The sequence below is a fragment of the Microcoleus vaginatus FACHB-2002 genome (assembly GCF_040004035.1).
Taxonomy (GTDB): domain Bacteria; phylum Cyanobacteriota; class Cyanobacteriia; order Cyanobacteriales; family Microcoleaceae; genus Microcoleus; species Microcoleus vaginatus_C.
In genome coordinates this window covers 1-25,566 of sequence record NZ_JAMPLN010000056.1, presented here as the reverse complement: position 1 = coordinate 25,566, position 25,566 = coordinate 1, and the positions used below count along the sequence as shown (strand labels likewise).

Genomic DNA, 25,566 nt, shown 5'->3' with positions numbered 1-25,566 from the left:
AGATTTTCGAGGTCAGATTTCCGATTTAAATTCAACTACGGCTTAAAGAAAGCGGATTTTTCTAGAAGAAAAATAGTTGCACAAGCTAGAAATCTTAGCAAAAAACACGGTTTCTAGCTTGCGCAAACGTAGGTCCTGTTCATTCTCAAATGTCAGATCTCAAATTACCTATTGTACTCGTTTGATGTCTTCGTGTACTAGGGTTATGGTTTCGTTAGCCACATCATTCGAGCCAGCTTCCAGTTTAGGCCCTTCATATTTGGTAGGATAAGCATTTTGCAACTCCCAACGCGCTTTCATGTCTCCTCCTTGGTCGTAAACCGTAACCGAAGCGGCTTTCCGATTTGAGGACCATTCCGACTTACCGCCAGCATTTTTGTTGCAATCTTCGTACCATTTGTAAAGGTCTTTGTTAGTAGTAGCAACAACTTTGACGACAACCGGAGTATATTTGACTTGGGTGGGAGCAGCCTGACGCAAGTTCATTGCGTTTTTACTCGATCCCATTACCTTGTCAGCCCCGGCGGCTGGGCTTTCAGCACTTAAACCCGACACTTCCAGAATTTGCTTATCTGTCAGACCGTCAGCTTCAAAATAAAACCTACAACTGACTAATAGTTCATCGTTTCCTGCTGGCATAATTCAACTCCTTTTGATTTGTTAATTGATGATTAGTAATGGGTAATTGGTAATTTTTGTTTCTGTTACCATGCCCTCGTTTCACTCGCCCGTTACCTAATTTTATTGTTCATCTTGAGCGTTCCACTGACTGATGCGGAAAATGACAAATTCCGCTGGTCGGACTGGGCAAACCCCAACTTCAATATACAACCGACCTAGAATCATCGTTTCAGGGGGATTGATTTCTTCATCGCACTTGACGAAAAACGCTTGTTCGGGGCTGCTACCAAACAATGCCCCTTCCCGCCACAGTCGTTCGAGGAAATTGCTAACCGTCCGCCGTACTCTTGCCCACAAATCTTGATCGTTTGGCTCAAATACAACCCATTGAGTGCCTAATTCGATCGATTTATTGATATAGCTCATCAAGCGACGGACGCTGATATAACGCCACTCGGTTTTTTCCGGTTCTACTAACGTTCTTGCGCCCCAAATCTTAATGCCTCGATTCGGGAACGTGCGCAGGCAATTAATTCCTTTGGGGTTCAATAGTTCTTGTTCGCGGAAGTTGCAATCGTAAGATAACCCGATGACGCCGCGCGGAGTTTCATTGGCTGGTGCTTTGTAGACCCCTCGCGTTTCATCTGTGCGCGACCACACCCCCATCATGTGACCGGAAGGCGGGATTAAAATCGGTTTTCCAGCATTACGGGGATTGGGAACTTTAATCCACGGATAGTAAAGCGCTGCAAACATGGACCGTCGGTTAAATTCATTATCCAACCAATTAGTTACGTGTTGCGGTTTGATGCAGTCATGGGGAACATCCAAAACCACCATGCGATTGGGCGGATTGGGTGCGGCGTTTTCGCACAGACTTACCATCAAGTCCATCAGTCCGTGCAGTTGGTCCCGATCGATCAAGCCCTGTTTGTGCGCCAGCATTAAATCTGGACAGGCGACGATCGTGATTTCGTCAATCTCGAATAACCCTTGTATTCCGCTACGATCGTCGCGCACCCCTCGCACGTACCCGTACAAGTTTTCCTGCGTTGGTAAAAGAGGGGGAGGGCTGACTTCGTATTGACCGTCTAGGGGACGGCGGGTAAGGGGCAGCCCGCGTTGGGTCAAGTCTACGACGGTGACGTACTGGGATGCTTCTTCGAGTTTGGTCACTACATAGTCACCTACCTCTGGTTGCACGTTCCGATCCATCGTCAGTTGTTCGTGCCTTTCCAGTTCTTCCCCATCGCGTTTGATGACTACGGTGAAGAATTCAGCGGGGATAGGGGCTGGGATGTTTGGATCTTCGGGATAAGCTCTCGGTTCGCTGGGTAAGATTTCTACGTTGACTGCGCTAGTATCTGTTTCTTCTTCTCCCTGCTTGAGGATAAATTGCAAAGATTCGCGTTTGGCAGAGGTTCTCACCGTCAGTGCGGTAGATTCTGGTCCTGGTTGAGTGGTACTTTCTGCGGGTTTTGGGAGTTCGGTACCGATGCTAACAATCCAACACCTAGCGCCTCCGTTTAAGAACCAACCGTTAACGGAAAAGGGTAAATACGCACCAAAATCTGTGAATCCATCGGAGTTTTCTTTAGCAAAGTATTCTAAATATTGATTCCAACTGGTGACTAGCATCGGTTTGCCAATTTCGGCACCATTGCGAATCGCTTCGGTAAAACCAATAAAGCCAGCGATGTTGGTTTGTACGCCTTCTATGGGGCGACTACCTCGGTCAATTTCTTCGACGTATACACCAGGGGCAAAGTAATCCAGTCTTGCCATAGCTTTCTTCCTTAAAGGGAAAAATTTACCAGTTACCGCATACCATGCTCACTAACCATATTTCACCTACCAGTTATCCTTGTTACTATTTTTAAGCTGGTGACTTGCTCATTCAAATTCTTTTATGTAAATTTTCATGAAGTTAAAGCACCACTTTTTGTTAATAACTGATCGCTGCTAATGGTTAAGTGAGTCTGATTTTTTGACTCGTGTTCTCATCAATAATAGATGCCTTATCTGATTTACACCATTTTTTAGCTAAGCTAAAGTGGCTAATCCCATAATTGGCATAAATTATAGTACACTAAACTTTGTTAAGCAGACATCTGAATAAATTGTGTTTTTTCTTAATAACTCTCATTAATATTTAAATTCAACCTGGATTAACTTTTAGAGAAGATGAGTAACTATCTAGCGATCGCCACCGTCACAGCCACCCTGCAAAGGCTTTTGCAATCGGCGATCCAACTCGATCTACCAGGAGCCAAGGTTACTACGGTGCGCCCTGAAGCAAGTGGGGGTAAAACGCCAGAAGTAGGAGTGAATATTTATCTGTATCAAGCGATACCCAATCCCGCTTGGCGGAATTACGACTTACGCAACCGTCGCCCCAAGGGAGAATTAGTTAAACACGCCCAAGCGGGATTAGACCTATTCTACATCATGACGTTTTACGGCAATGACATAGAGTTGGAACCCCAACGTTTGCTCGGTAGCGCTGTGCGTACCATTGTTGACAACCCGATATTGACGCCTGAGATGATTCGAGCGACGCTGAATCACTCGAATTTTAGATATTTGGCAGATTCTACCTTGGAACAGCAAGTCGAGCGGGTGACGATTGTTCCCAGCCAGATGAATACGGAGGAACTATCGAAAATTTGGTCAGTGTTTTTCCAAACACCCTATATGCTATCTTTTGCTTGCCAAGGCGGTGCAGTTTTGATTGAAGGCAACAAACAGAGCGCCAGAGCCTTGCCCGTAAAGAGCGTGCAATTTTATACAACGCCCAACCAGCCGATGGTTGAGGAAGCGGTCTCGGAAGCGGGGGCAAATCAACCGATTGTAGCGGGTAGTATATTGATGATGCGTGGCAAGCGGTTGCAGGCCGATCAAGTACAGGTGAGAATCGGCGAGACGAGGGTAACGCCGCAAGAGGTTAGCGAAAAAGAGCTGCGGTTGAATTTATCCTTGCTACCAGAAGAAGAAAAGCAAAGTTTGCGGGCGGGGGTACAGCAGTTGTGCGTGTTGCATCCGATCGTGAAGATCAGGCCCATTGAGCCTGATCGGGCAATAGCCTCGAATGTACTTCCTTTTGTCTTGTGTCCGCAGATTGTAGGAAAGCCAGAAGTATTCGATTTATGGGGAAATGAGGACGATCTGTATGTGGCAGAATTCCAGGTGCAAGTTGATTTAACCATTGGTAGGGACCAGCGGGTGCTATTGTTTTTGAACGAGCGATCGAATAACAATCCGGTGGGTTACATTTTTACAGCCAAACCCCGTGATGAGCCTATCGACACGGTGGTGTTTCCGATTTTGGATGTGAAGGGAGGAGAATATTTGGTACGCGTGCAGATCGATGGTGCCGAGAGTCCTCTCGAAGTAGATGCGGATAGTGGGTATGTCGGTCCCTGCGTCGTAATTGGGTAAACTACCCACCTGCCCCGTGCTGAGTACAGTAGGGTAACGCAGTAACAGCTCGCCGCAGGCGTGTGCTCGACGTATTTACGTCATCATAGGTGTTCGCGATCGGCAATCAATCTTGTTTATTCTCTCGCGTGGCTGAAAAAAATCCCATTGAGCGATCCTCTTTGAGGGTTCCGCTAACGTCGTCAACCTTCTTTCAGGTGTTTGGGAGCCTTTTTCACCACGCCAGACAGGGTTAGCCGTGCGTATCTTACCACTACAAATAGTGTAAACAATGATTTCTTGCGTAAGTCCTGACTAATGTTTTGGCACAATAAGTAAGGAAGACTCTTATATGAACATTAAACAAAGTAGTCAATGGCAGAATGCCAATATTAAATACCTGATGGCATCGGTAGCAGTAATCGAGCATACATTATCAAGTTATATTACTGAACCGGAAAATTGCCTATCCTCATTAAAGGTAGAACAAGCTAGACTGGAACTGATAGCAGCGGCGTCAGTAATGCCTTTTCCATCAGCATTACAAGAACTAGGAAGTGCATTCAATTTATCGGATTTTGAGCGAGATGTACTGCTGTTATGTGCGGGCATGGAATTACAGCAAAACTTTGATTCTTTGTGCGCTGAGGCTCAGGGAGATGGGCAGCTAAGTTATCCTACTTTTAATCTGGCAATGTCAGCTTTGGCTGCACCTCATTGGAATGCTATTTCTCCCGATCATCCGTTACGTCGCTGGCAGTTGATTGAAGTTGTGCGCGGTAAAACTATAACCCATAGTGCGTTGAGAATTAACGAACGAATTTTGCACTATTTAATGGGAGTAGATTGTTTAGATGAAGCATTTAAAGGTATTATCAAGCCAGTCTCTGCTAGTGAAGAAATGGTGCGACCGCGCCGCCTGCCGTTAAGCGGTTCGCACTCGACAATAGCATCTCAAATAGCAGCACTTTGGTCGAAAAACTGGGCACAGCAGCAAAATGATTTTTCTCTTGACTCACTACCAATTACAGATTACCCCTTACCAATAGTACAATTATGCGGGGCTGAAGTAGAATCTAAATTGGATATCGCATCCACTGCCTGTGAAATCTTAGGGATTAAATTAGCCGTAATATCTACCAGAGTAATCCCGACAGTTACTGCCGAATTGAATAACTTAATTTTACTGTGGTATAGAGAAGCGAAATTGACGCGATCGGTTTTGTTATTAGACTGCGATGAAATGGATTCCGAAGATGGAGCAAAAGAGAACGCCATCGCTCAACTAATTGTTAATATCACCAGCCCCATAATTATAATGACGCGGGATCGCCGTAAAAGTACAAGGCGTCCTTTCATCACTTTTGATATCCATCCACCCACAAAACAAGAACAACGACAAATCTGGCAAAACGCTTTAGGAGAATTTGTACCTGTTCTCAACGGACAAGTAGAAGTATTAGTCGAGCAATTCAACCTTAACGCCCCCACAATTTATGCTGTTTGTGAAGAAATGATTAGTCAAAATCCCGAAAAAATTGAGGCTGGTTTTACAGATAATCTTCCTTCCCAACAAACAAGTAGAATCAATCCGCCCGCTACAATCCCAAATCAATTATGGGATATCTGTCGCGCTCAATCTCGTCCCCGGTTAGATGACTTAGCTCAACGTATCTTACCCGCCGCGACTTGGGATGATTTAGTATTACCAGAAGCAGAACGCCAAACCTTGCGAGAAATTGCTGCTCATGTCAGGCAACGCACCAAAGTTTACAAAGAATGGGGATTTGCAGGTAAAGGAGATCGAGGTTTAGGAATTAGCGCTTTATTTGCCGGAACCTCTGGGACTGGAAAAACTATGTCATCAGAGGTGTTAGCTGGGGAATTGCAACTCGATCTTTACCGAATTGACTTAAGTTCTGTAGTCAGCAAATATATCGGCGAAACTGAGAAAAACTTGCGCCGGGTTTTCGATGCTGCCGAAAGTGGAGCGACAATTTTGTTATTTGACGAAGCCGATGCGATTTTTGGCAAACGTTCTGATGTCAAAGATAGCCACGATCGGTATGCCAATATGGAAGTTAGCTATCTCCTACAACGCATGGAATCTTACCAAGGTTTAGCGATTTTGACAACGAATTTAAAAGATTCTTTGGATACAGCTTTTCTACGCCGGATTCGATTTGTGGTGAAGTATAGTTTCCCAGATGCCAAAGATAGGGCTGAAATTTGGCGGCGAATTTTTCCTAAAAATACGCCTACAGAGGGATTGGATTGTGTCAAATTAGGGCGGCTAAACGTAGCAGGCGGAAATATTCGTAATATTGCCTTGAATGCAGCTTTTATGGCAGCCGATGCAGGGGAGGCAGTGCAGATGAAACACTTGCTGATTGCGGCTCGGACTGAGTATGTAAAGTTGGAGAGAACGCTAACCGACGCGGAAATTAAAGGCTGGGTATAACTCAGATATTGCACCATTGTCAGCAAGCCTTTCATGGGCGAGTTCTCCGGCCCAACCCCTACTCGCGTCAAATTAAGATTTATTTTATGTTACTTTCTAGTGGAAGCAGTTATGCCAAACTAAGGTAAATTGCCCAGATTTAGACTAGGAGAAGAGGTGACCTATGAGCAAGCAATGGGCGCAGAAAAAATCTGGATCGAATTCTTCCTTGCCGGTGCAAAAAAGTTCATCCTCGCAGCGACCTTTCACGGCTCCAGTTTACGATGCGCCAGCGCCAAAGCAAACGCCTTCAGTGCAGGCAAAACGCCGTAACGTTGACTGGAATCGGGTAACTGTAGAAGCCCAGAGTCCAGCAGGGGTGCAGGCAAAGCTTTCAGTCGGCGCACCTGGAGACAAGTACGAGCAGGAAGCTGACGCGATGGCAAATAAAGTCATGACGATGCCTGCGCCGGAAAATGAAAAACCCCTTCAACGGGAAATGGCGCCAGAGGAAAAAGAAGAGGAAGTGCAAACTAAACCTCTGGCAAATAGCATTCAACGGGAAATGGTTCCAGAGGAAAAAGAAGAGGAAGTGCAAACTAAACCTCTGGCAAATAGCATTCAACGGGAAATGGTTCCAGAGGAAAAAGAAGAGGAAGTGCAAACTAAACCTGCAACAGAGGGAAAGTCCCAGGCTGGCAGCAATTTAGAAAGTCAACTGAGTGGAACTAAGGGGGGTGGTAGCGCTTTATCGGATGAGGTGCGATCGCATATGGAACCCCGCTTTGGTGCCGATTTTAGCTCAGTGCGCGTGCATACGGACAGTGCAGCAGTGCAGATGAACCGGGATTTAGGCGCTCAGGCGTTTACGCATGGTAGCGATATTTACTATGGTGGGGGAAAGTCACCGGGTAAGGATGAGTTGACGGCGCATGAGTTGACTCATGTGGTACAGCAGAATGGTGGGGCGGTGCAGCGAGCTCCATTGATCCAGCGTATAGGAGAACAACAGGACACTGAAGCGGCTAGGAAATGGCCTCGATTTAAGCGGTGGATTAAGCGGCGGATTGGGGGGAAGAAATTACCGGCTGAAGACATCCAGCAGGTACCGGCTGAAGACATCCAGCAGGTCAATCCAGAAGATTTTAGAGATTATATGGAGTTGAACCGCATAAAAGGGGAATTCAGAGAAATATCCCAAGATAGTGAGGCAGGTCACATTTTTCTGGTGACATTCACGTTGAAAAACAAAAGCGAAAAAAGGATAGAGTTCACCAATACCCCCCCTGTAGAATGGATAGAGACGGAAAGCAAGGTTAATGAGAACACGCCCGATGTTCACTTCAGAAGGGATATGTATACGTTGAATCCCAATTCAAACACATTCATGAGTTGGAGGTCGGTGTTTACAAATCAACAGCGATGGAATCCTGGAGAGACGAAAAACGTCTATATCCAGGACGGACCAAGGATCAGAGGAATAAACGAGGATGGACGACCACCCCGAACGGTGTGGCGAACTTTAATCTTTGACATCGGAGTACCCGGAACCGGACCACGCCTGAGAGCGACCCAGCATATAAACGTGGTGAGAGGAGCCAAGCAAGGGGTAAACTTTACCATAGATTAAACGTATCCAAAAATATTGGAGAGAAGGCATTGCTTTGAGAGTGGGAAAAAATGCGATTTGATTGGGATAATCACAAAAGTGCGATCGCCTCATTTAACTGATCAACTGACCTCAAAGACAAGCAATAGATCTCTCCTAAAAAGATAGCCAAGAACAGGCAGGATGCCTGTTCCACAATAATTATGGGAGATGTCTAATTAGTTTAAAGCAGACTTTTGCAAAATGTCTATCACTCCGGCAATTCCCCAAAACGATCGCGATAGCGAGCCAATAATGCCACCATTTCTGCCAATTGTTGCTGAGCTTGCTCCTTTTGCTGTCGCTCTTGTTCCTTTTGCTGTCTCTCTTGCGAGGCGGCTTCTTCAGGAGTTGGTATCAACTCCCCTTCAGGGGTAAATAAGCGCAGTTTTGACTTGTGGATGCCCAAATATAACTCCAATTGCTAACTCCACAGTCTGCCATTCTCGTTCGCTACAAGTTCCTGATAACGACCGCCTACCAACTGAAATCCTTTAAATTCAAGGCTATATGGGTCAAACCAAAAATAATCCGGCGTGCGAAAATTATCCTGGTAAATTTGTTTTTTTAAACCCCGGTCTGTATCGGCAGTTTGGGATGAAAGAATCTCTACAATCACATTAGGATATTTGCCATCTTCCTCCCAAACGACCCAACTTTTACGCGGTTTGCGATCGGTTCCTAAAACTACAAAAAAGTCGGGCCCCCGAAATTTCTCTGATTTCCGTTGGCGGGGACTGTAGTAGATGGTGAGATTTCCGCAGGCATAAAAGTCATTGCGGTTTCGCCACCACGATTCCAGACACTGAAGCAGCAGCATTATTTGCCGCAGATGCAGTTCGGTTTCCAAGGGTGGCTCATCACTTAGTAAGTCCCCGGTCGGAAATATAACATCTTCCAGGACATCTTCCGAGATTTCTAAGTCTTGGGCAACAGACATGGTAATCAGAGAAAAAGAGCAGGTATTCCTAATTCTAGCGTAGCGATTATTGTGAATCGAACTTCGAGTCGATCGGCGCGGCATCCTACACAAACATCAATCCGGTTTAGGTGGCAATTCAATTGGCGACAGTCTATCTGGACTAGAAGGTGATGGTGAATCACCTCCAGGTGCAGTACCTCCAGGTGCAGTACCTCCAGGTGCAGTACCTCCAGGCGCAGTACCTCCAGGTGGGGTTCCTCCGGGTGTAGATGTTTGAGGTTGAGTTAAGCGACTGGGTTCAACAGTATCGATCGTAACTGATTGCGTTTTTTGTTCGCCAGCTTTATTGGTTACTCTCAGCGTAATCGTGACGCTGCTGGGAGGTTTACTGAGCGTATAAGTTTTGGAACCTTCGGGTTTTTGGACATCTCCAAACGGCAGCAATTCAACTTTAATATCTTCCCCAACTTCTACTTTCCAAGAGGCAATAATATCAACTGGTTTTCTGTCTTTATTAATTTCATAAATGTATTTAGCTTTTTCAGTAACATCCCGACCGTTGACTCTAAAATAAATAATTTTAACGGGGGTAGCTGGTTTCGGCGGTATTGGTTTAATTTTAACAAGTGGCGTATTTTTAGTAATCTCTGTAGCTCCCTCACCTTGCTTAGGAATTACGCTCAGTTTAAACGTGTAATCACCCGCTTCTTTTGCACCAGTCGGCAGGTTTTGGCAAATTAAATTAGTTGTTAAAGCACAAAAATTTCTTAATTGTAGCGGCAAGATATTATTAATATTATAAATTTTTAATTTACTGTTAAGCGAACCATCAGGAGCTAGGCTTGCCAGCCTTAATTCTCTAATTTGATTGGCATCGCTAATTTTAAAATTTAGTAAGATTTCTTCATTTTTAGCAACTTCATAAAAGGGTTTAGTCGATAAAATTTCGGTAATGTTCGGTATTGGTAAGGGGTTAACTGTAATGCTATCCGTTTCTTGAGTATCAGAAGGTTGATTAGGATTTTGCATGGAAAACACTTCTAATTTGTAAGTATAGTTTCCTGCTGTGGTAGGTATAACGCGGATATTTTCACATATAACCATATCTAAGTTATTCGCAGATCCAATTTGTACAGGACTATTCGGCTGAGTAATTAAAGGACTTAAGGGTTGAATTCTACACTGATTTAACGGTAAAGTATTTTGAATCGCTGAACCATCACTTCCTTGTTGAATGATTCTCAGTTCTTTGATTTGGCTTGGGTAACTGAGACGCCAGTTTAAAAACACGGGTTCTTTATATTCATAGTTAAGTTTGTTAGGTAAAACTTTGTCAATAAATTTTGGGATAGGCGAAGGTTGAATAGTAATAGTGTCGGTCTGTTTTGTATCTGAAGGTTGGGTAAGATTTTGCTTGGAAAATACTTCGAGTTTGAAAGTATAATCTCCAGGTTGAGTAAGATTTGTAGCTACGCCTTGACAAACTAAAAATTCTCGACCTTTAATTTTTTCTATCTTGTTAGGCTTCGCTTGCATTACTTGAGGATTCGAGTTTTGAGGATTGCAGTAAAAGAATGTCTTCTTTACACGCGAACTGTTATTTTTTTCCTGACTTATAATTAAGTTTTGTATTTGCTGGGGGTTGCTAATCCTCCAATTTAGAAGCACTTGATCTCCGAGAGTTTCTAGATAAACTGGTTTGCTAGATGAAAATTGAAAAATTTTTGGCTGTTCGATTGGTTCAATTGTAATAGTATCGGTTTCTTTAGTATCGGAAGGTTTATTTTGACCTTGGGGATAAACTTCGACTTGGAAGGTATACTGGCCTGCTTGCTTGGTTTCTGTGGGTAAATTTTTGCAGTTAAGTTGATTGTCACTCTGCTGGCAAAATTGCAATAATTCGTTATAGCCGTAACTCATAATTTTACCATTTCCTTCGCGACTTTGGGGAATAATTTTTATCATAGAGAGTTTGGTGCTATTTTGAAATTTCCTGTTTTTAAACTCCCAACTGCGCCAGTTAGTTAGGGTTAAGTTTAAATTAACTGGTTTGGCTGCTAATTCTTGATAAACTTTTGTGACTGGTTCTAGTCGGTTGATCTTGGGTTGAATAAAAGCTTTCTGCCAAAAAAGAAATGCACCAACTGAAATCAATCCCAATAACAGCAATAGCAATAGTAAAAGAGGTAGCCAAACTTGCCACCAAGGACGCAGTTCCCAGATTAAAGTTCCTTCGGGTAATTCTTTCGGAAGTGCTGAAGGTTTGAAAGTTTCGGGGAGGAGTAAAACACGGTTATTTTCAAGTTGGATGTCAAAATTAAATTCTAGTGCTCTTCCCCAGAAAGGACGTCGCCACCACTTGCGAGGTTGTAGTTTAAACAGGATATTGCTGGTAGAATTTGGTGGTAGGAGTACAGCAGGGAATTCAGGGGTATAGCTAAAAAGCCGATCGCGGTCGCTGGCGGCGATCGCAATTTCGCGAGTAATATTACCTTGGTTGATTAACTTTACTTCAAATTTTCCCTCCTGCGTCGGTATTCTAAGCAAAAGCGGATGCAGTTCGACATCCAATGTTTCATCGACAAGAAGTTGCAAATACACCACATCCAGCAAAACTAAATCTTCTCGGTTGCTGGAGATTAAACGGATAGTAGGAAAGTAATTGCCAGCAGTAGTAGATTGGGGTGGATGCAAAATTAGAGTAATTTCACCTGTGTTCCCTGGGTTAAGTTGTAACCCATCGGTTTCTTGCACTAAGCCAGGCGTTTCAATCTTATTCTCGGGATAGCGGACGCTATACCAATCGTTGGTTAATTCGGGACAAATTAAATAAAAGCGATCGACTCTTCTAGAGCGATTTTCTACCGTAACTTTGACTTCTAACTTTTCTCCAAAAGGGAGAAGGTAAGGGTTAGTTGAATTGGTTAATGGCTGCACGGTAAATCCTGGTTCCGTGTCCCGTTCTCCATCGCGTTCAGGACGCAATACCCGTAGTTGCTGAGGACGACGAAAGAGTTTGTCTGGGTATTGAGAGGGAGCCTCGATCAAAATGTCATACTTGTATAAACCGACGTTTGCTTGCGCTGGAACTTCAAACGATAAAGTGACTTCGCACTCACCTTTGGGCTCTAATCTTAGCGGATTTGGTTTACTGAAAGTACACCAACTTAGCAAAGGTTCGGATTTAGCATCTCCCACGGCAATCCAAATATCAATATCGGCATTTTTTTCGCCCAAATTTTTGACAGTTATGTCGCGTTTAGCAGTAAATCCTCTGGTAACTTGATTCGCTTCTAGGGAAAAAATGTCTTCGATGAATAGAGGGTTATTGGCAGTTTGCATTGTTATTTTCGTCACTCCCATTAACACGATATAATTTGACTCTATTTTTATCATCGCCGGTTGAGATAAACAAGTTATCATCTAATGCTTTAATGTCAACGCTGTTGATTCTAACGCCCGGAAATTCGGCGATAATTTTTCCGTCTTGGTATTGAGGCGATCGCTTGCGGTTCTCTAAAGGCCAAAGTACCACTCGTCCATCATCTCCTCCACTGACTAGGTAGCAACCATTTTGGCTTAAAGCAGCAGATCGAACGGGTTGGTTATCCTGACCTTGATGCCACCGATCAATAATAGCATTGTCGCAATCTAAGGGAATAACTAAATTTCCCCAACCATCAGTTTTGGAGAGGCTGAGATCGCTGCTTTCTGCGCTCGCAGCGGAAGTATTATTAATACACTGGCGAATTTTATCCATGTCCCATAAACTAATATATCCTTGGTTATCAGAGGAAGCTAATAAATTTTGACTGTCGGCGAGCGCTAAACTATTGATATATTGATTTTGACCCGCGATCGGAGAAACCTTTTTATCTTCTTGCCAATCTGGCGAGGAATATTCGAGTTCGTAAATTCGGCGGTTAAACCAGTCCCACAAGGATAATTTATTGTACCGTCCGGCGATCGCAGCTAGGACATTAGGTCGTTTTTCCAGACTTTCGCTGATAGCCAGCGCATAAATAGTAAAGCGACTATTAGCAATTTGAGGTTTAATATTTGGGAAGTCTAGATTCCACTTACGCACAAGTCCACTTCCGTGACCGCTGAATAAATAACCAGAATCTTTGCTAAAAGCTAGAGCAAAAACGCGGTCTGTTCCCTGATAAATAGACCGTGGCTCGGTCTTTAATAATACATTCCAAAGTTTAATATCACCACTTTCTAATCCCGATGCAATAATATAATCTTCTCGGGGACTTTGGTGAATAACGCGCACTGATTTTTCGATTTTTTCGGCAATAAAACCTTCATATTTAAGACGGCGCATATCTAGTGACCAAGAACTTCGATTTACTTGCCAAAGCCGAATAGTTTGGTCGCTGGAACCGCTAACAACTAAGCTGCTATTGCCAATTAAACGGACGGAATTGACAGGACCTTTATGATAATCCTGGGGATTTAGATACCACAATAACCAAAGTAGCAACAGCAGTAAAAGTACCCCAAATAGTTGCAGCCAAAATGGAATAATCGGTAAAATTTGCAGTTCTAAAACTTGGCTGCTAGGATTTGAACGAATTTGTGGCTCAGCTTGGGCTGTATTAGGATTAGTTAAAATTGGCGATACTTCAAATAAGAGTCGTCGTTTTAACCACCACCAAGGTCGTCGCTTTTTCGCCACTAAATACATCGTTTTGGCTTCACCGGGAGCAAGTTCTATCGGTTCAGGTATCTTTAAGCCGCATTGCTGTACATCTTGGGCGGAAATTTGTAGGTTAATTTTTTGGGGTAAATTGCTGTTGTTAGCAAATTCCAATTCGTAAGTGGCAACTTTAGATTTTTTTGGAGTACCTGTTATTTTTAGAACCGGAATTTTTTGCAGTTTATTTTTGCAAATAAACTCTACATTTCCTTGTGGCAAAAGTTCTAAAACTCCTTTTTCGCGGGGGTTACGGTTGCTAGTGTTGGATTTTGCCTCAATCGCGAAATCATATTTTCGGCTGAGTGTTCGAGTATTTTCTTCAGCCTGACACCAGAAACTTGTTTGTTGGTAGTCTCCCGCATCTATTTGCAATGTTTGTTGGGTTCCTTGAGTTAGCCATTCGGGCTTTAAACCAGATATTTTTAGTTGTACCTCCGTAGCTTTTTGGCTGAGATTATAAACTATCGCTGGAATTTCTATTTTTTCCCCAGGCAAAACTTTGAAGTCTTTAATCGGTAGATATAGCCTTAAAGGTTTACGTGCTTTCTCAACAATTAAATTGATTTTTTGACTGGTATATAAATTTGGAAATTCGACCGAAAATACTCTTAAAGTTAGTTCAATAGTTGCATCATAAACGGGGATTGGCGGTTTGGTGATAATAACGTGAAAAGTGGTGCGCTCGCCTGAAGGTTTTTTCGCAGAAACTTCGGGTTCTAGGTTGTACCATTTAACATTGGATTCTGCATCGGCTCCAATTGCTAGTAGTTCGATGTAAAAGCTGGCAAACTTGTTGCTTTCGTTGACGACAGTTACGTCGAATTCATTCTCACCATTAGCAGTTCGATCGCCAGATTCAATGACGAGATCTGGGATTAATCTGATTTCCCGTTTGGAAACAATAGCTTTAACAAGATTTGGCACTTTTTGCTCTCCCATATAATTGATAATCATACCCTGTTCAGTATCTTCGCTCGTGCAAGTGTTTTTGGCGCTGTACGGGCGGGATAACCCCAAAATATTTGAAACTAGCTCAAGAGATAAATAAACCCGCCCCCCTTAAGTGCATCTTTAATAAATATCTATTGTATCAACTGCATAATCTGACGCCGACGTAGGGCAAAATGCAGGATGTTAATTCCTAACTCTTGAGCGGTACGGATGTCATTTCGATTTAGTAATTCGTCATCTAATCCCCAAGCATTTGACAAAGTGCCAGTCACTAAAATAATTCCACCTCCTTGCCAAATTTGCATGGGCGACTGATTAATATTTGGTAGAGTACCAAACAAAAAAGGTTGGGTTCTTAAGGGATGATTGCGACTCAATTCTTGCCACAATTGCAAATTAGTTTCTAGTTCTTGGGTAATGATGTTGTTGATACTCTCGACTAGGAATTTGTTATTAGTTGGAGAATCAATTAAAATGATACCACCCGTTTTTAAATAAGTCTTTAGCGTGTCAATTTCTGCTTCATCTAGTTCAACTATTTGCCAATCGGCGAAATAAACCAAATCATACGGAGCGACGGATTGTGGCATTTGCAAGCTAGCTTGTCCGATTTCTGTTTCTGCTTGCAAATGCGGGTAAAGTGCGGCGACAGATTGGATTAAAAAAGAAAGATTTTCTCGGTAGCGCTCACTCAAATTTAGCCTCGCAGTATTGTAGATGTCATCTGTCTCTTTTTGTTTCATATGAGCCACTTTTATTACTGCTTGAGGTCTGGCTTGGGCTTGGATGCGGTAGCGTAAATCTAACTGATTAAATGAGGGGAATAAAACATCCGTGGGGTTCTCTAGTTTAACTATACCGGGTTGCAATTTAATTCTACACAATTCTATTTCTTTGGCAGTTGGAGGCTGAATTTTTTCGTCAAATCGCAACCATTCTCGTAACGATTCAGTATTTTGCTGTTGTTCTGGATTATCAGGTTCTACATAACTAACTACCAAGTAAACTGTCAAAGTTGCAGTTACAGGTGCTTCGGTTTTAATTCGATATGTTCGGTCAATAGCTTCGTCAACAACTATCGGATTTCCTTCTACATCAATCGCAATTCCTGGTTGAATTTCTAACCAACGTCGATCGCGAAATTTTGCTGCAATTTCAGAAGGTGGAGCAATTAATCTTACTCCCAATCCACAAACAATTCCCGGCTGATTGAGCGATTGATAGTGAACGTTTTGGCGGCGGCGGTGGTAATCGTGCGCCAACAGCCACCGTTGCCTATTCATCATCAAACCGTCATAAATATGAAGGCGTTCAAAAGGAGCGATCGGCGGTAGCGGAAAAGATTGATGAGTCATACAATTTTAGATTTTAGATTTTGGATTGGAGACTGGATAAACGCTCTAGAGTGGCTAATTACCAATTAGCAACGCTTTTGACTCCCATCCGGCATGATTGTACCACAAAAATTAGTATTAGTGCTTAAGTTAGTTCCACTTAAAGTTGCTCATTTTAAATTGGCATTACTTAAATTAGCGCCTCTTAAGTCTGCATTGCTCTAGCCGGTTCGGCTTAAGTTGACACCGCTTAAACCAGCATTAATCAGATTAGCATTTCTTAAATTTACTTCTCTAAGTTTGGCTGTTATTAAGATGGCTTGTTGCAAATTGATTGCGTTTAAATCAGCGCCCATTAAACAAGCACCGCTCAACTTCAAGTCATCAAAGTTGCTTCGTATCAGCTTATTTTTTCTGATGCTAACTTCTCGAAAATTTACGCTTCTGAGGTTAATACCCGGTAAATTAGTGCTGCTCAAGTAAATATCTTTAAGGTTTACATTAAATAAGCTGGCGCTATTTAAGTTGGCTCCATCCAAGTTAGTTTCAGTCAAGTCCCCTTCTCTAAAATTGGCAAAAATTAGGTTTGTATTACTCAGATTGGCGTCGCGCAAGTTAGCGCTATTGAGGTTAGCTTGATGGAGATTGGCTTGACTGAGGTTGGTTTTGCTGAGGTTGGCTTGACTGAGGTTAGCTTTAGTGAGATTAGCATTAGTGAGATTGGCATTTGTAAGCTCGGCAATAAACAAGTCTGCTCGCAATAAATTGGCATTACTTAAGTTAATATTCTGCAAGTTGGTGCCGCTGAGGTTAGTACCTATTAAATTGGCATTTTCTAGGTTAATTTGACTGAGATTTAGGTTGCTCAAGTTCGCACCTTCTAAATCGGCTCCCCGCAGATATCGACCGCTGATGGATTGATTCGCAATTTCCCAGACAATACGCCACTTGCTATCAATTTCTGTTTCGTCGTTAAGTTTAGCATCTCTAAAATTTGTTCCTCTAAGATCGGCGTTTCGTAAATTAGTACCCCTGAGGTTTGCACCACGCAGGTTAGCATTGCTCAGGTTGGCATTTCTCAGATAAGCACCACTTAAGTCAGCATTACTCAAGTTGGCGTTTCTCAGATTGGCGTTTCTCAGATTGGCTTGGTGCAGGTAGATGTTTGCCAGGTTGGCGTTGCTGAGGTTACATCCCGCACAGTTTCTAGTTTCCCGCAACCGTTGCACCGCTGAGGTATCTTGCGATCGGGCTTCTGTCCCTACTCCCAACAGGTACAGCCCAGCAATCGCCGTTAACCAGTGGGTCAAAATTTTGCTTCTCATCATTTCAGCTAGCATTAGTAAAATTCATTCAGCTATGGACGCATACACTCTATATGTATTGTAAACATTGCGCACCTTACCGCTATAGGTAGTGTATCAAGCTACTTTTTGCGTAAGTCCTGTCATTGTTAAAAAATGTATTACTTTATAGAAAAAATTTAAAATCTGCTATAACTTAGTTTAACGGCGCTTGAAAAAATTTTCTCAGTTTCTGCATTTGGCTGGGATATTATATGTTTAAGATATCTCCCGAACTGCTGCGATTTCTAGCTCTCGCTGTTAAGAATCGAATAAGTACAGGCCTTGACAGTCGTACCTCATGCAGGTTTATTTCTGTAGTGGCAGCATTAATGCTGCCACTACAGAAACAAAGTCTTTCGGCTGAACCTCAATCATTAGCAATGGGGGATAATCCCGCTCACTTCAGCGATAGACTGCTATCTCAAGCACGATCAGACAACTTTGGCTTAAAAGATTTTAACTTCTGGGTTGCCCAGTGTCAGGTCTTAGAAAGCAAACAGAACTATGCGGAAGCACTGGTAGCTTGCGAACAAGCACTCACCCTCAAACCAAAAAGCAAAAACCGTCAGATTTGGTCTAGTCGCAGCAATGCCCTGTTACAGTTAAAACGATACGCCGAAGCGGTAAATTCCTATGATTTTTTACTGCGGTTTGACGCCAAAAATTCTCAGGCTTGGACTCGTCGTGGCGAAGCATTATATCACTTGGGTAAGTATGATGAAGCGATAGCCTCCCAGGAAAAAGCATTGCGAGTAAATGGAAATTGGGGCAATGGAACACCGGCGATTGCCTGGTATAATAGAGGTTTAGCGCAAAGAAACTTAGGGCAAAATGAAGCAGCCCTGATCTCGTTCGAGCGAGCTTTAAGTATTGATCCAGATGATGCGATTGCCCAAGTTGAGCGCTGCGGCACTTTATCCGATTTAGGGAGACAGGAAGAAGCACTCGCGGCTTGCGCTCGCGCGATAGATGCGCTACCAGCGCCAGCTTTTACCAACCTCGCTATAGCGCAACAAAGGGCAGGAAAAATATTAGACGCGATCGCATCTTACGAAAAAGCTTTAGCGATTAATCCTAACGATGCTACTGTCTGGGCGAACCAAGGAATTCTCTTAGAAAAATTGGGGCAGAATGAAAAAGCACTGACTTCTTATAACAAAGCCATTCAAATTAATCCTAAATCAGCTTTCGCTCAAGTCAATCGCTGCGCCACACTCAATCGATTAGCTAAGTACAAAGAAGCACTAACAGCCTGCAATAGTGCAATGAATGGAGATGGCAATTGGGGAGATAAAAATCCCGCTTATGCGTGGAATCAACATAGCAGTGCGTCGATCGGGCTGGGGCAATACCAAGAAGCGCTGAATTCCGCTGAACGAGCTATTGATATTAATGCAAACATGGCAGAAGCTTGGAACAACAAAGGCGTCAGTTTGTGGCATTTACAAAAGTATCAAGACGCCCTGGTTGCCCTGCAAAAATCAGTGGAAATTAATCCTAACTACACTCAAGCCTGGTTCAACACTGGCCGAATATTCAGTACGTTAAGACAAAATAGTTTGGCAATCCAAGCTTACGAAAAAGCCTTTGACAGCGAGATTAATTTTCAAGCTAATTTAACCTGTAATAAAATTTTGTATAACCGAAAAAATTTAGGAATATGGCTATTGAAAGAATACGAAAAAGTTTTGGAATCAGCACAAAACTACTGCGCTGATGTTTTAGCAAACAAAAGCGTAGCATTATGGCACTTGAGCGATTACCAAAACGCCCTAAAGTCCGCAAGCTTTAGCATTGAACTTAACCCTAAATCCTTTGAAGCATGGTACAATCTAGCTGTAGTATTGGTAACTTTGAAACAGTATAATCGAGCATTATATGCCTACGAAAAAGCTAGCAGCATCAGCCCCAACAACTTTTATGTTTTGACTGGTAAAGGTTTAGCCTTAGAAGGAGTGGGGCGATATCAAGAAGCTCTCGAAGCCTTTGAAGCCGCTTTAAACATTAATCCCAATTACGAGCTAGCTCAGCAACAACGAGATTTGTTATTAGAAAAATTCAAGCTCCCAATTTGATCCAATCTGTTAGGAACCCCGCTTATGCCTAATAAAAACTCACTGCAAACAGAATTTAAATTTAGCCTCCCTAGAGGCTTAGTAGATGACCAGGGAAAAGTTCACTCCCAAGGATTTATGCGCCTTGCCACTGCCAAAGATGAAATTTATGTTCAAAAAAACCGTTTAGTTCAAGATAATCCAGCTTATGGATTTTTAGTGATGCTTTCCCTCGTAATTACCAATTTGGGCGATTTAGTTGAAGTCACGCCTGATTTGTTAGAGAATCTTTTTACCTACGATCTTGCCTATCTAAGAGAGTTTTATAACCGAATTAATCAACAGGGTATTGCATCTCTTCCTGTTAAATGTCCCAAATGCAGTAACGACTTTAATGTGGAGCTTGAACTATCGGGGGAGTCCTTCGCTACCCCCTAGACCAAGTGTATGAGGAGGTAGCCTGCATCGCATTTCATTTCCACTGGTCTTTAGAAGACATTTTGAATTTAGAACATACTAATCGCCGGCTTTGGGTAAGGCAAATCGGTTTATTGAACCCAAAGGCTTGAACGGGAGCCTGATAGAACCCATTTGAGATACTGCGATCGCTCATAGCAGTTTATCGCCCCCAAAAGCTCTTTTTTGAGGTAGTTCGACTTAACTGGAGTTTAGACTAAACAGACCTGATGAGCGCGATTGTCGCTCCACTCAAGAACGGCAATGGTCGCTGGCGACAAACTAGGAGGCTCAACCATCAGAAGCGAAAACAATGAAACCTTATTCGATTGAGTTTCGTGAGGAAATAGTTAAAATATATCAACAAGGTGATCCATCAATTAGGAAAGTAGCCGCCAGATTTGATGTGAGTAAAGGGTTTGTTCAAAAAATTTTAAAACAAAAACAAACGACTGGTCATGTTCAACCCAAACAACAGGGTGGAAGCCTGAAAAGTGTGTTACACTCGCGCACAACTGAATTGACCAGATGGTAGAAAAATATCCGGATAGCACGTTGTCAGAATATTGTGAATATTGGCTTATGAGCTACAAGGAAGCTATCAGCCCTAGCATGATGTGTCGTGAAATACAAAAACAAAATTTGACGCGAAAAAAAAGACCATACGCAGCAGTAAGTCTGCCACTGAGAGAGTGCAAATTTATATGTGTGAATATTGGGAAAAAGTGAAAAATATCGACACTAACAACCTCGTTTTATTGGATAAAATGGGCGTTTTATTGGGGTTAACACGAACCCCCGCTCGTTCAAGATATGGTAGTAGAGTCTACAATTTAAAACTATTTTATCGGGCTGGACAAATTACAGTTGTCGGAGCAGTAAGTTTTAAAAAAGTAGTAGGAATAATGACGCTAGATGGGTAGATGGATAGTAAGGCGTTTAAAGTTTTTGTGGAACACTTTTTAGTGCCCAACTTATGGGAGGGTGCAGTCGAAGTCAATTGATAATCTACCAGCTCATAAGTTGGCGGTGCTCGAACCATTGATTCAAGCAGCGGGTGGCAGTGTACTGAATTTATCACCTCCCGAATCCTGACTTTAATCCAAAATCCAATCGAATTATGGTGGTCGCAACTAAAAGCTTTTTTACGTCATTTCTCGCCAACTACTACCACTCCGCGTTGACGTAATACTTGGCGTATGCGCTTGAAGGAATCAATACTAAGCACTTCAAAAACTGGTTTACAAGCTGCTGCTACTGTACTTTATGAACCTGCAATCCGCTGTAAGTGCTTGTATCATTAACCAAACATATCAATAAACCGGAATGATCTCGCCCTGCCAAAACTTGCCGACTTCTGAACCGCCGCATTAAGAAATACCCCCGACGGATGCAGTAATGCAGTATTTGCGGCAAACTCTCAGGTGTCGGGTCGGTATACACCAAGATGAAGATAGAGGGACACGGACAAGCCAAGATACTCACGCAACAGGAAATCGAACTGCTGTTCAACGAAGGTTTGCAGAGCGACCGAGATCGCGCCCTCTTTGGAGTTTGTCTCTATACTGCCTGCCGCATTGCCGAAGCGTGCAGCTTGAAAGTCATCGATGTTTTCACCCCAGCGAATGTCATCCGCTCCGAAATGATCATCCGCAAAGGCAACACCAAAGGCAAGCTCGGCACCCGCACTATCCCGATCATCCAAGAGTTGAGGCTGCTGTTAGAAACCTACAAACATCCCTCACACCCCTACCTATTCCCCAGCCGCCATCTCAATCACCGCTGGAAACACGCGAACCCGGAAGCCGCCTCTCACCTATTCCAAGAAGCCTGCGAAAAAGTTGGCATCATCGGCGCTTCCACCCACAGCCTCAGAAGGTCAGCCCTCACCCAGATGAGCAACGCGGGTATCCCATTGCGGATTATTCAAGAAATCAGCGGCCACCGCAACTTAGAACAATTGCAGAAATACTTAGAAGTGCGGCCCGACCAAGTACGCGGGGCCGTCTCTGCACTCTCTACCCTTTCCTACGTCAGAAAACATCCATATCCTGATTTAGCTCCCCCAACCCCACAAAATCCGTTGCCCCCTCACCAACTGTCACAAGCCCAAGCAGACTCGGAGCCTGAAGAAATTCCCGATTGGTGACGCCCGCAATTTTAAATTTTAGATTTTAGATTTTGGACGCAAGGATTAAAGTCACGCATCCCAAATGGAATGCAGATCGCTTTCTCCCCGCCCGGCAGAAGCCCTCACCTCTTGATTTGTTAGAATCGTCGCTCGTGTGGAGCGGGTGCACCTACGAAACCTGCTTTTAGGAGAATTGAAGGGCGATGTGGCTAAAATTTGGTGTTGCTCAAGCGTGGCGAACTGGCGAGCATTGATGAAGTTGTGCGCGGAAAAACTAACCTCGCTTGTCTCTACTGCGGAGGCTCCCTCACAGCAAAAAAGGGTTCCGTGAAAGAACACCACTTCGCGCACACCGGGGAAACTTGTAAATCAGTTTCGCAGCGGATTAAAACCAAAGCATTTCCCTCGCTGCCCCTCTACGATAATTTCAACATACAACTTAAGGGTGAGGAATTAGAACAGTTGAAGGTGCTGTGGAAGTGCGATTCGTTGATTAGTGAATCTCGGTAATCAATCCGTAAATAACTAATCCAGTGAAACTTGACCCCTAGGTTGAGCACTGAACTCTCAGATTGATGAAGGTGCAAGTCCTTCCCGCAAGATTCATGCGTGACTCCTTATCTGCTCACACCGACCAAGCTCAATTCTTGGAGAGTGAAGCTGGGAACAGGGCACAATCAGACGGCTGTTATGGGCTGACACTGGTGCTAACAGGGAGTTCCTACGGTGAAACCGAGCCTAAAAAAGTAACTTACACCTAGGCAGGGCATAACTTAAAAAACCCTGACCTCATCAGAGCTAAAGCCCGACGCATCATTTCCACAATAGCGTCCAGAATCTTGGGTTTCTGATAGTTAAATTGGCTACACCTAATGGAACAATCAATCATCTGAGGGAACGAATAAAAACGACTTGAGAGTCATGGGTACGTCGATTTCCATGTAGGTAAGATGAGATACGGAACTCTCTCAAGACGGGTAGGATGCGAAGTAATTTTCGCAAGGTATTCAGAAAACACTCAACAGAGCAGAGCATGATTAGACGTGCGATTCGTTCTCAGCCGAATACATAAGCTGAGGTGAGGGAAAGGGTGCTTTATCCCTCATAACTTCTTCCAAGATACGGGTTTAAGTCCCGTCCATCTAGGGTGATGTGACTCCCAACCTGTCCACACCGAGTAAGCCTGGAATCTTACAGAGTGAAGCTGGAAACAGGACGCAATCAGAGCCAAAACAGATAGGCGCACTGGCGTTAATGGGGAGACGACATGGGTAAATAGGTTCTGGAAAAGTGTCTTTCATGCAAGCCACAATCTGAACAAACAATGTGGACTTCACTCTCGAAACTCTCGCTTCGTTCTGTCTAAAACAGGAGCAACCCTGAGAAGAGAGTAGGCAAATTGAACCGCCCTAAATCGTCAGCCAATCGGGAAGAGGAACGAATAAAAACGATGTTTGAGTCTGGAGCAGGTCGAAACTCCAGTAGGTGAGACAGGACACGGAACTCTTAGGCATCGGGTAGGACAGCGAGTAATTTCGCTGAGGTAATCAGAACACAAGAAGGTAAGTAGAGTATGGTTGGACGCAGTGTAATAACTAGCGAATCATGGAAGACATTGCATTGGAAGAAGTTCCGGCGCAACTTATTTCGCCTACAAGTCAGATTGTGGAAAGCTATTCAAGTTGGAGACAAGGCACGAGCCAGAAAGCTTCAAAAGCTAATACTGAGAAGCCAAAGTGCTAGGTTGCTGGCAATTCGTCAAGTGACACAACTCAATCAGGGTAAGAAAACTGCTGGCGTAGATGGTAAAGCAAGTCTTAGTGCCAAAGAACGCTTTGAATTGAACGAGATTCTAAAGAACAAAGTGCGTCACTGGGAACATCAAGGACTTAGAGAAATTCCAATCCCAAAAAAGGATGGTACTAAGCGAATTCTGAAAGTTCCTACAATCTCAGATAGAGCTTGGCAATGTCTCGCCAAGTACGCCATCGAACCAGCACACGAAGCATTATTCCATGCACGAAGCTACGGTTTTAGACCTGGACGCTCGGCGCACGATGCCCAGAAGGTACTCTTCATAAATTTGCAATCCAATCATGGAGGCAAAGCAAAGAGAATTCTGGAGCTAGATATTGAGAAATGTTTCGACCGCATCAACCATAGTATGCTAATGAGCAAAATAATAGCGCCCCAGTCTATTAAGACTGGATTGTGGAAATGCCTGAAGTCTGGAATTAGTCCAGACTTTCCTGACCAAGGTACACCTCAAGGCGGAGTCATTAGCCCGCTACTAGCCAACATAGCACTTGACGGAATAGAAGACATTCATCAATCGGTAAGATATGCCGATGACATGGTGTTTATTCTCAAGCCAAACGACGACGCCGCCAAAGTCCTAACTAAGGTGGAAGAATTCCTAGCACTATGGGGGTTGAACGTTAAAGCCTCCAAAACAAAACTGGTAGCCTCGACAGATGGATTTGACTTTCTTGGATGGAATTTTAGGGTACAAGAAAATGGAAAGTTTAGAAGTAGTCCTTCTGAAGAAAACTTCAAAGCATTCCAAACCAAAGTCAAACACATCGTCAACAACTCGAATTATGGTGCTGAAGTCAAGGCTGAAAAATTGGCTCCTATCATCAGGGGATGGAGAAACTACCACCGCTATTGCAAAATGGAGGGTTCTCGTTTCTCGCTGTGGCACACACGCCACAGAGCATGGAAGGTTTTCAGTAGAGAACGAAAACTTAACCGTTATCAGGTTGATGCCTTAACCGATAAGGCTTTCCCAAGCGTTCCCTACTCAGAAAATAAGCACGTCAATGTCAAGGGAAATAAAAGCCCCTTCGACGGCGACACCATCTACTGGAGCAAGAGAAACTCCGATAAATACGACGGAGCCACAGCCAGAACACTTAAAAGACAGCATCATTCATGTGGGCAATGTGGGCTTAAATTCAATGATGACGAACGGGTGCATCTTCACCACATTGACGGCAACCACAACAACTGGAAGCCTAGTAATCTGGTAGCAATCCATGAAAGCTGCCACGATTACCTCCACATGAGCAAAGGCTAAGCCTTAGATTATCGGGAGCCGGATGCACCGAAAGGCGCACGTCCGGATCTAACGGAGAGGGGCGGGAGATCATACTCCCCCTCGACTCCACCACAGTCTTAACGCTAGTGAATTTTGGAGTAAATTACCCTGGAAGCAATTCCGTAGGAATTTATTCCGCCTACAAAAACGAGTGTACAAAGCTATTCGAGAAAATGACCTGCGTAAAGTTAAGTCATTACAGAAGCTAATTCTGAAGTCCCGTGCAGCAAGATTACTGGCAATCCGTCAAGTAACACAGCTAAATGCAGGCAAGAAAACATCAGGTATAGACGGCAAAGCATCCTTGACCCATCAAGAACGCCTAGACCTGACGGGGTGACAACCCTGTTAAAACATAGACTGAATCAAGGACATAGCTCTCATACCCTTCTGAAAAAATGGCAATTTATTAGGTCTTATTTTCATTAATTCAACAACTAT

Annotated in this window: 17 protein-coding genes and 3 pseudogenes; 12 read left to right on the top strand and 8 right to left on the bottom strand. The window is 43.5% G+C overall.

From position 1 onward, the window contains the following. Positions 1 to 168: 168 nt before the first annotated feature. Together NDI35_RS27840 and NDI35_RS27835 are read right to left on the bottom strand one after the other, a co-directional pair. The gene (locus tag NDI35_RS27840; RefSeq protein ID WP_445315529.1) at positions 169 to 639 is read right to left on the bottom strand and encodes a contractile injection system inner tube protein; all 471 of its coding nucleotides are present in this window, start codon (positions 637 to 639) and stop codon (positions 169 to 171) included. A gap of 102 nt (positions 640 to 741) precedes the next feature. Continuing rightward, entirely contained in the window at positions 742 to 2,406 is a 1,665-nt protein-coding gene (locus tag NDI35_RS27835) for a phage tail sheath family protein (protein WP_445315528.1), read from the bottom strand. 399 nt (positions 2,407 to 2,805) lie between these two features. Here NDI35_RS27835 and NDI35_RS27830 point away from each other — a divergent pair, with 399 nt between their 5' ends. The 3 genes from NDI35_RS27830 (at position 2,806) to NDI35_RS27820 (ending at position 8,108) form a co-directional block, all read left to right on the top strand. Next, positions 2,806 to 4,059: a Pvc16 family protein gene (locus tag NDI35_RS27830; RefSeq protein WP_445315527.1), complete on the top strand. Its 1,254-nt coding sequence runs from the start codon at positions 2,806 to 2,808 to the stop codon at positions 4,057 to 4,059. Between the two features lie 331 nt (positions 4,060 to 4,390). Further along, a complete protein-coding gene (locus tag NDI35_RS27825; protein ID WP_445315526.1) occupies positions 4,391 to 6,499 on the top strand; it encodes an AAA family ATPase in 2,109 nt (702 codons plus the stop codon). 163 nt (positions 6,500 to 6,662) lie between these two features. Next, positions 6,663 to 8,108: an eCIS core domain-containing protein gene (locus NDI35_RS27820; protein WP_445315525.1), complete on the top strand. Its 1,446-nt coding sequence runs from the start codon at positions 6,663 to 6,665 to the stop codon at positions 8,106 to 8,108. A gap of 229 nt (positions 8,109 to 8,337) precedes the next feature. Here the strand turns inward: NDI35_RS27820 and NDI35_RS27815 are convergent. The 6 genes and pseudogenes from NDI35_RS27815 to NDI35_RS27795 all read right to left on the bottom strand — a co-directional run bounded on the left by NDI35_RS27815 (position 8,338) and on the right by NDI35_RS27795 (position 17,366). Then, positions 8,338 to 9,066 (bottom strand): annotated as a pseudogene (locus tag NDI35_RS27815) (Uma2 family endonuclease). 96 nt (positions 9,067 to 9,162) lie between these two features. Continuing rightward, complete coding sequence (locus tag NDI35_RS27810) at positions 9,163 to 12,390, bottom strand: COG1470 family protein (protein ID WP_445315524.1); 3,228 nt, start codon at positions 12,388 to 12,390, stop codon at positions 9,163 to 9,165. Next, positions 12,374 to 14,677: a hypothetical protein gene (locus NDI35_RS27805; RefSeq protein WP_445315523.1), complete on the bottom strand. Its 2,304-nt coding sequence runs from the start codon at positions 14,675 to 14,677 to the stop codon at positions 12,374 to 12,376. Before NDI35_RS27805 ends, NDI35_RS27810 begins: the two co-directional genes overlap by 17 nt. Positions 14,678 to 14,835: 158 nt before the next feature. Further along, entirely contained in the window at positions 14,836 to 16,059 is a 1,224-nt protein-coding gene (locus NDI35_RS27800) for a DUF4159 domain-containing protein (RefSeq protein WP_445315522.1), read from the bottom strand. Positions 16,060 to 16,208: 149 nt separating this feature from the next. After that, positions 16,209 to 16,256 (bottom strand): annotated as a pseudogene (locus NDI35_RS29630) (pentapeptide repeat-containing protein); the annotation flags it as partial. Between the two features lie 3 nt (positions 16,257 to 16,259). Continuing rightward, on the bottom strand, positions 16,260 to 17,366 hold the full coding sequence (locus NDI35_RS27795; RefSeq protein WP_510182644.1) for a pentapeptide repeat-containing protein: 1,107 nt from the start codon (positions 17,364 to 17,366) through the stop codon (positions 16,260 to 16,262). A gap of 230 nt (positions 17,367 to 17,596) precedes the next feature. On the opposite strand from NDI35_RS27795, the gene NDI35_RS27790 reads away from it, so the two are divergent. The 9 genes and pseudogenes from NDI35_RS27790 to NDI35_RS27750 form a co-directional block, all read left to right on the top strand. Beyond that, complete coding sequence (locus tag NDI35_RS27790) at positions 17,597 to 19,459, top strand: tetratricopeptide repeat protein (protein ID WP_445315521.1); 1,863 nt, start codon at positions 17,597 to 17,599, stop codon at positions 19,457 to 19,459. A 24-nt stretch (positions 19,460 to 19,483) separates the two neighbouring features. Then, positions 19,484 to 19,876, top strand: a complete 393-nt coding sequence (locus tag NDI35_RS27785) for a phage tail assembly protein (protein ID WP_333339199.1) — start codon at positions 19,484 to 19,486, stop codon at positions 19,874 to 19,876. A 5-nt stretch (positions 19,877 to 19,881) separates the two neighbouring features. Then, positions 19,882 to 20,007 (top strand): DUF6760 family protein, encoded by a 126-nt coding sequence (locus tag NDI35_RS27780; RefSeq protein ID WP_332957685.1) that lies wholly within the window; start codon positions 19,882 to 19,884, stop codon positions 20,005 to 20,007. Between the two features lie 200 nt (positions 20,008 to 20,207). Next, positions 20,208 to 20,429 carry a helix-turn-helix domain-containing protein gene (locus NDI35_RS27775; protein WP_445315520.1) on the top strand — a complete coding sequence of 74 codons (222 nt, stop codon included), beginning with the start codon at positions 20,208 to 20,210 and terminating at the stop codon, positions 20,427 to 20,429. 912 nt (positions 20,430 to 21,341) lie between these two features. Next, positions 21,342 to 22,043 (top strand): tyrosine-type recombinase/integrase, encoded by a 702-nt coding sequence (locus NDI35_RS27770; RefSeq protein ID WP_445315519.1) that lies wholly within the window; start codon positions 21,342 to 21,344, stop codon positions 22,041 to 22,043. Positions 22,044 to 22,244: 201 nt separating this feature from the next. After that, complete coding sequence (locus NDI35_RS27765) at positions 22,245 to 22,535, top strand: competence protein CoiA family protein (RefSeq protein ID WP_445315518.1); 291 nt, start codon at positions 22,245 to 22,247, stop codon at positions 22,533 to 22,535. A gap of 95 nt (positions 22,536 to 22,630) precedes the next feature. Beyond that, complete coding sequence (locus tag NDI35_RS27760) at positions 22,631 to 22,786, top strand: hypothetical protein (protein WP_333050788.1); 156 nt, start codon at positions 22,631 to 22,633, stop codon at positions 22,784 to 22,786. Positions 22,787 to 23,598: 812 nt separating this feature from the next. Further along, on the top strand, positions 23,599 to 25,104 hold the full coding sequence (locus NDI35_RS27755) for a group II intron reverse transcriptase/maturase (RefSeq protein WP_445315517.1): 1,506 nt from the start codon (positions 23,599 to 23,601) through the stop codon (positions 25,102 to 25,104). A gap of 127 nt (positions 25,105 to 25,231) precedes the next feature. Further along, positions 25,232 to 25,465 (top strand): annotated as a pseudogene (locus tag NDI35_RS27750) (reverse transcriptase N-terminal domain-containing protein); the annotation flags it as partial. Between the last annotated feature and the right edge of the window lie 101 nt (positions 25,466 to 25,566).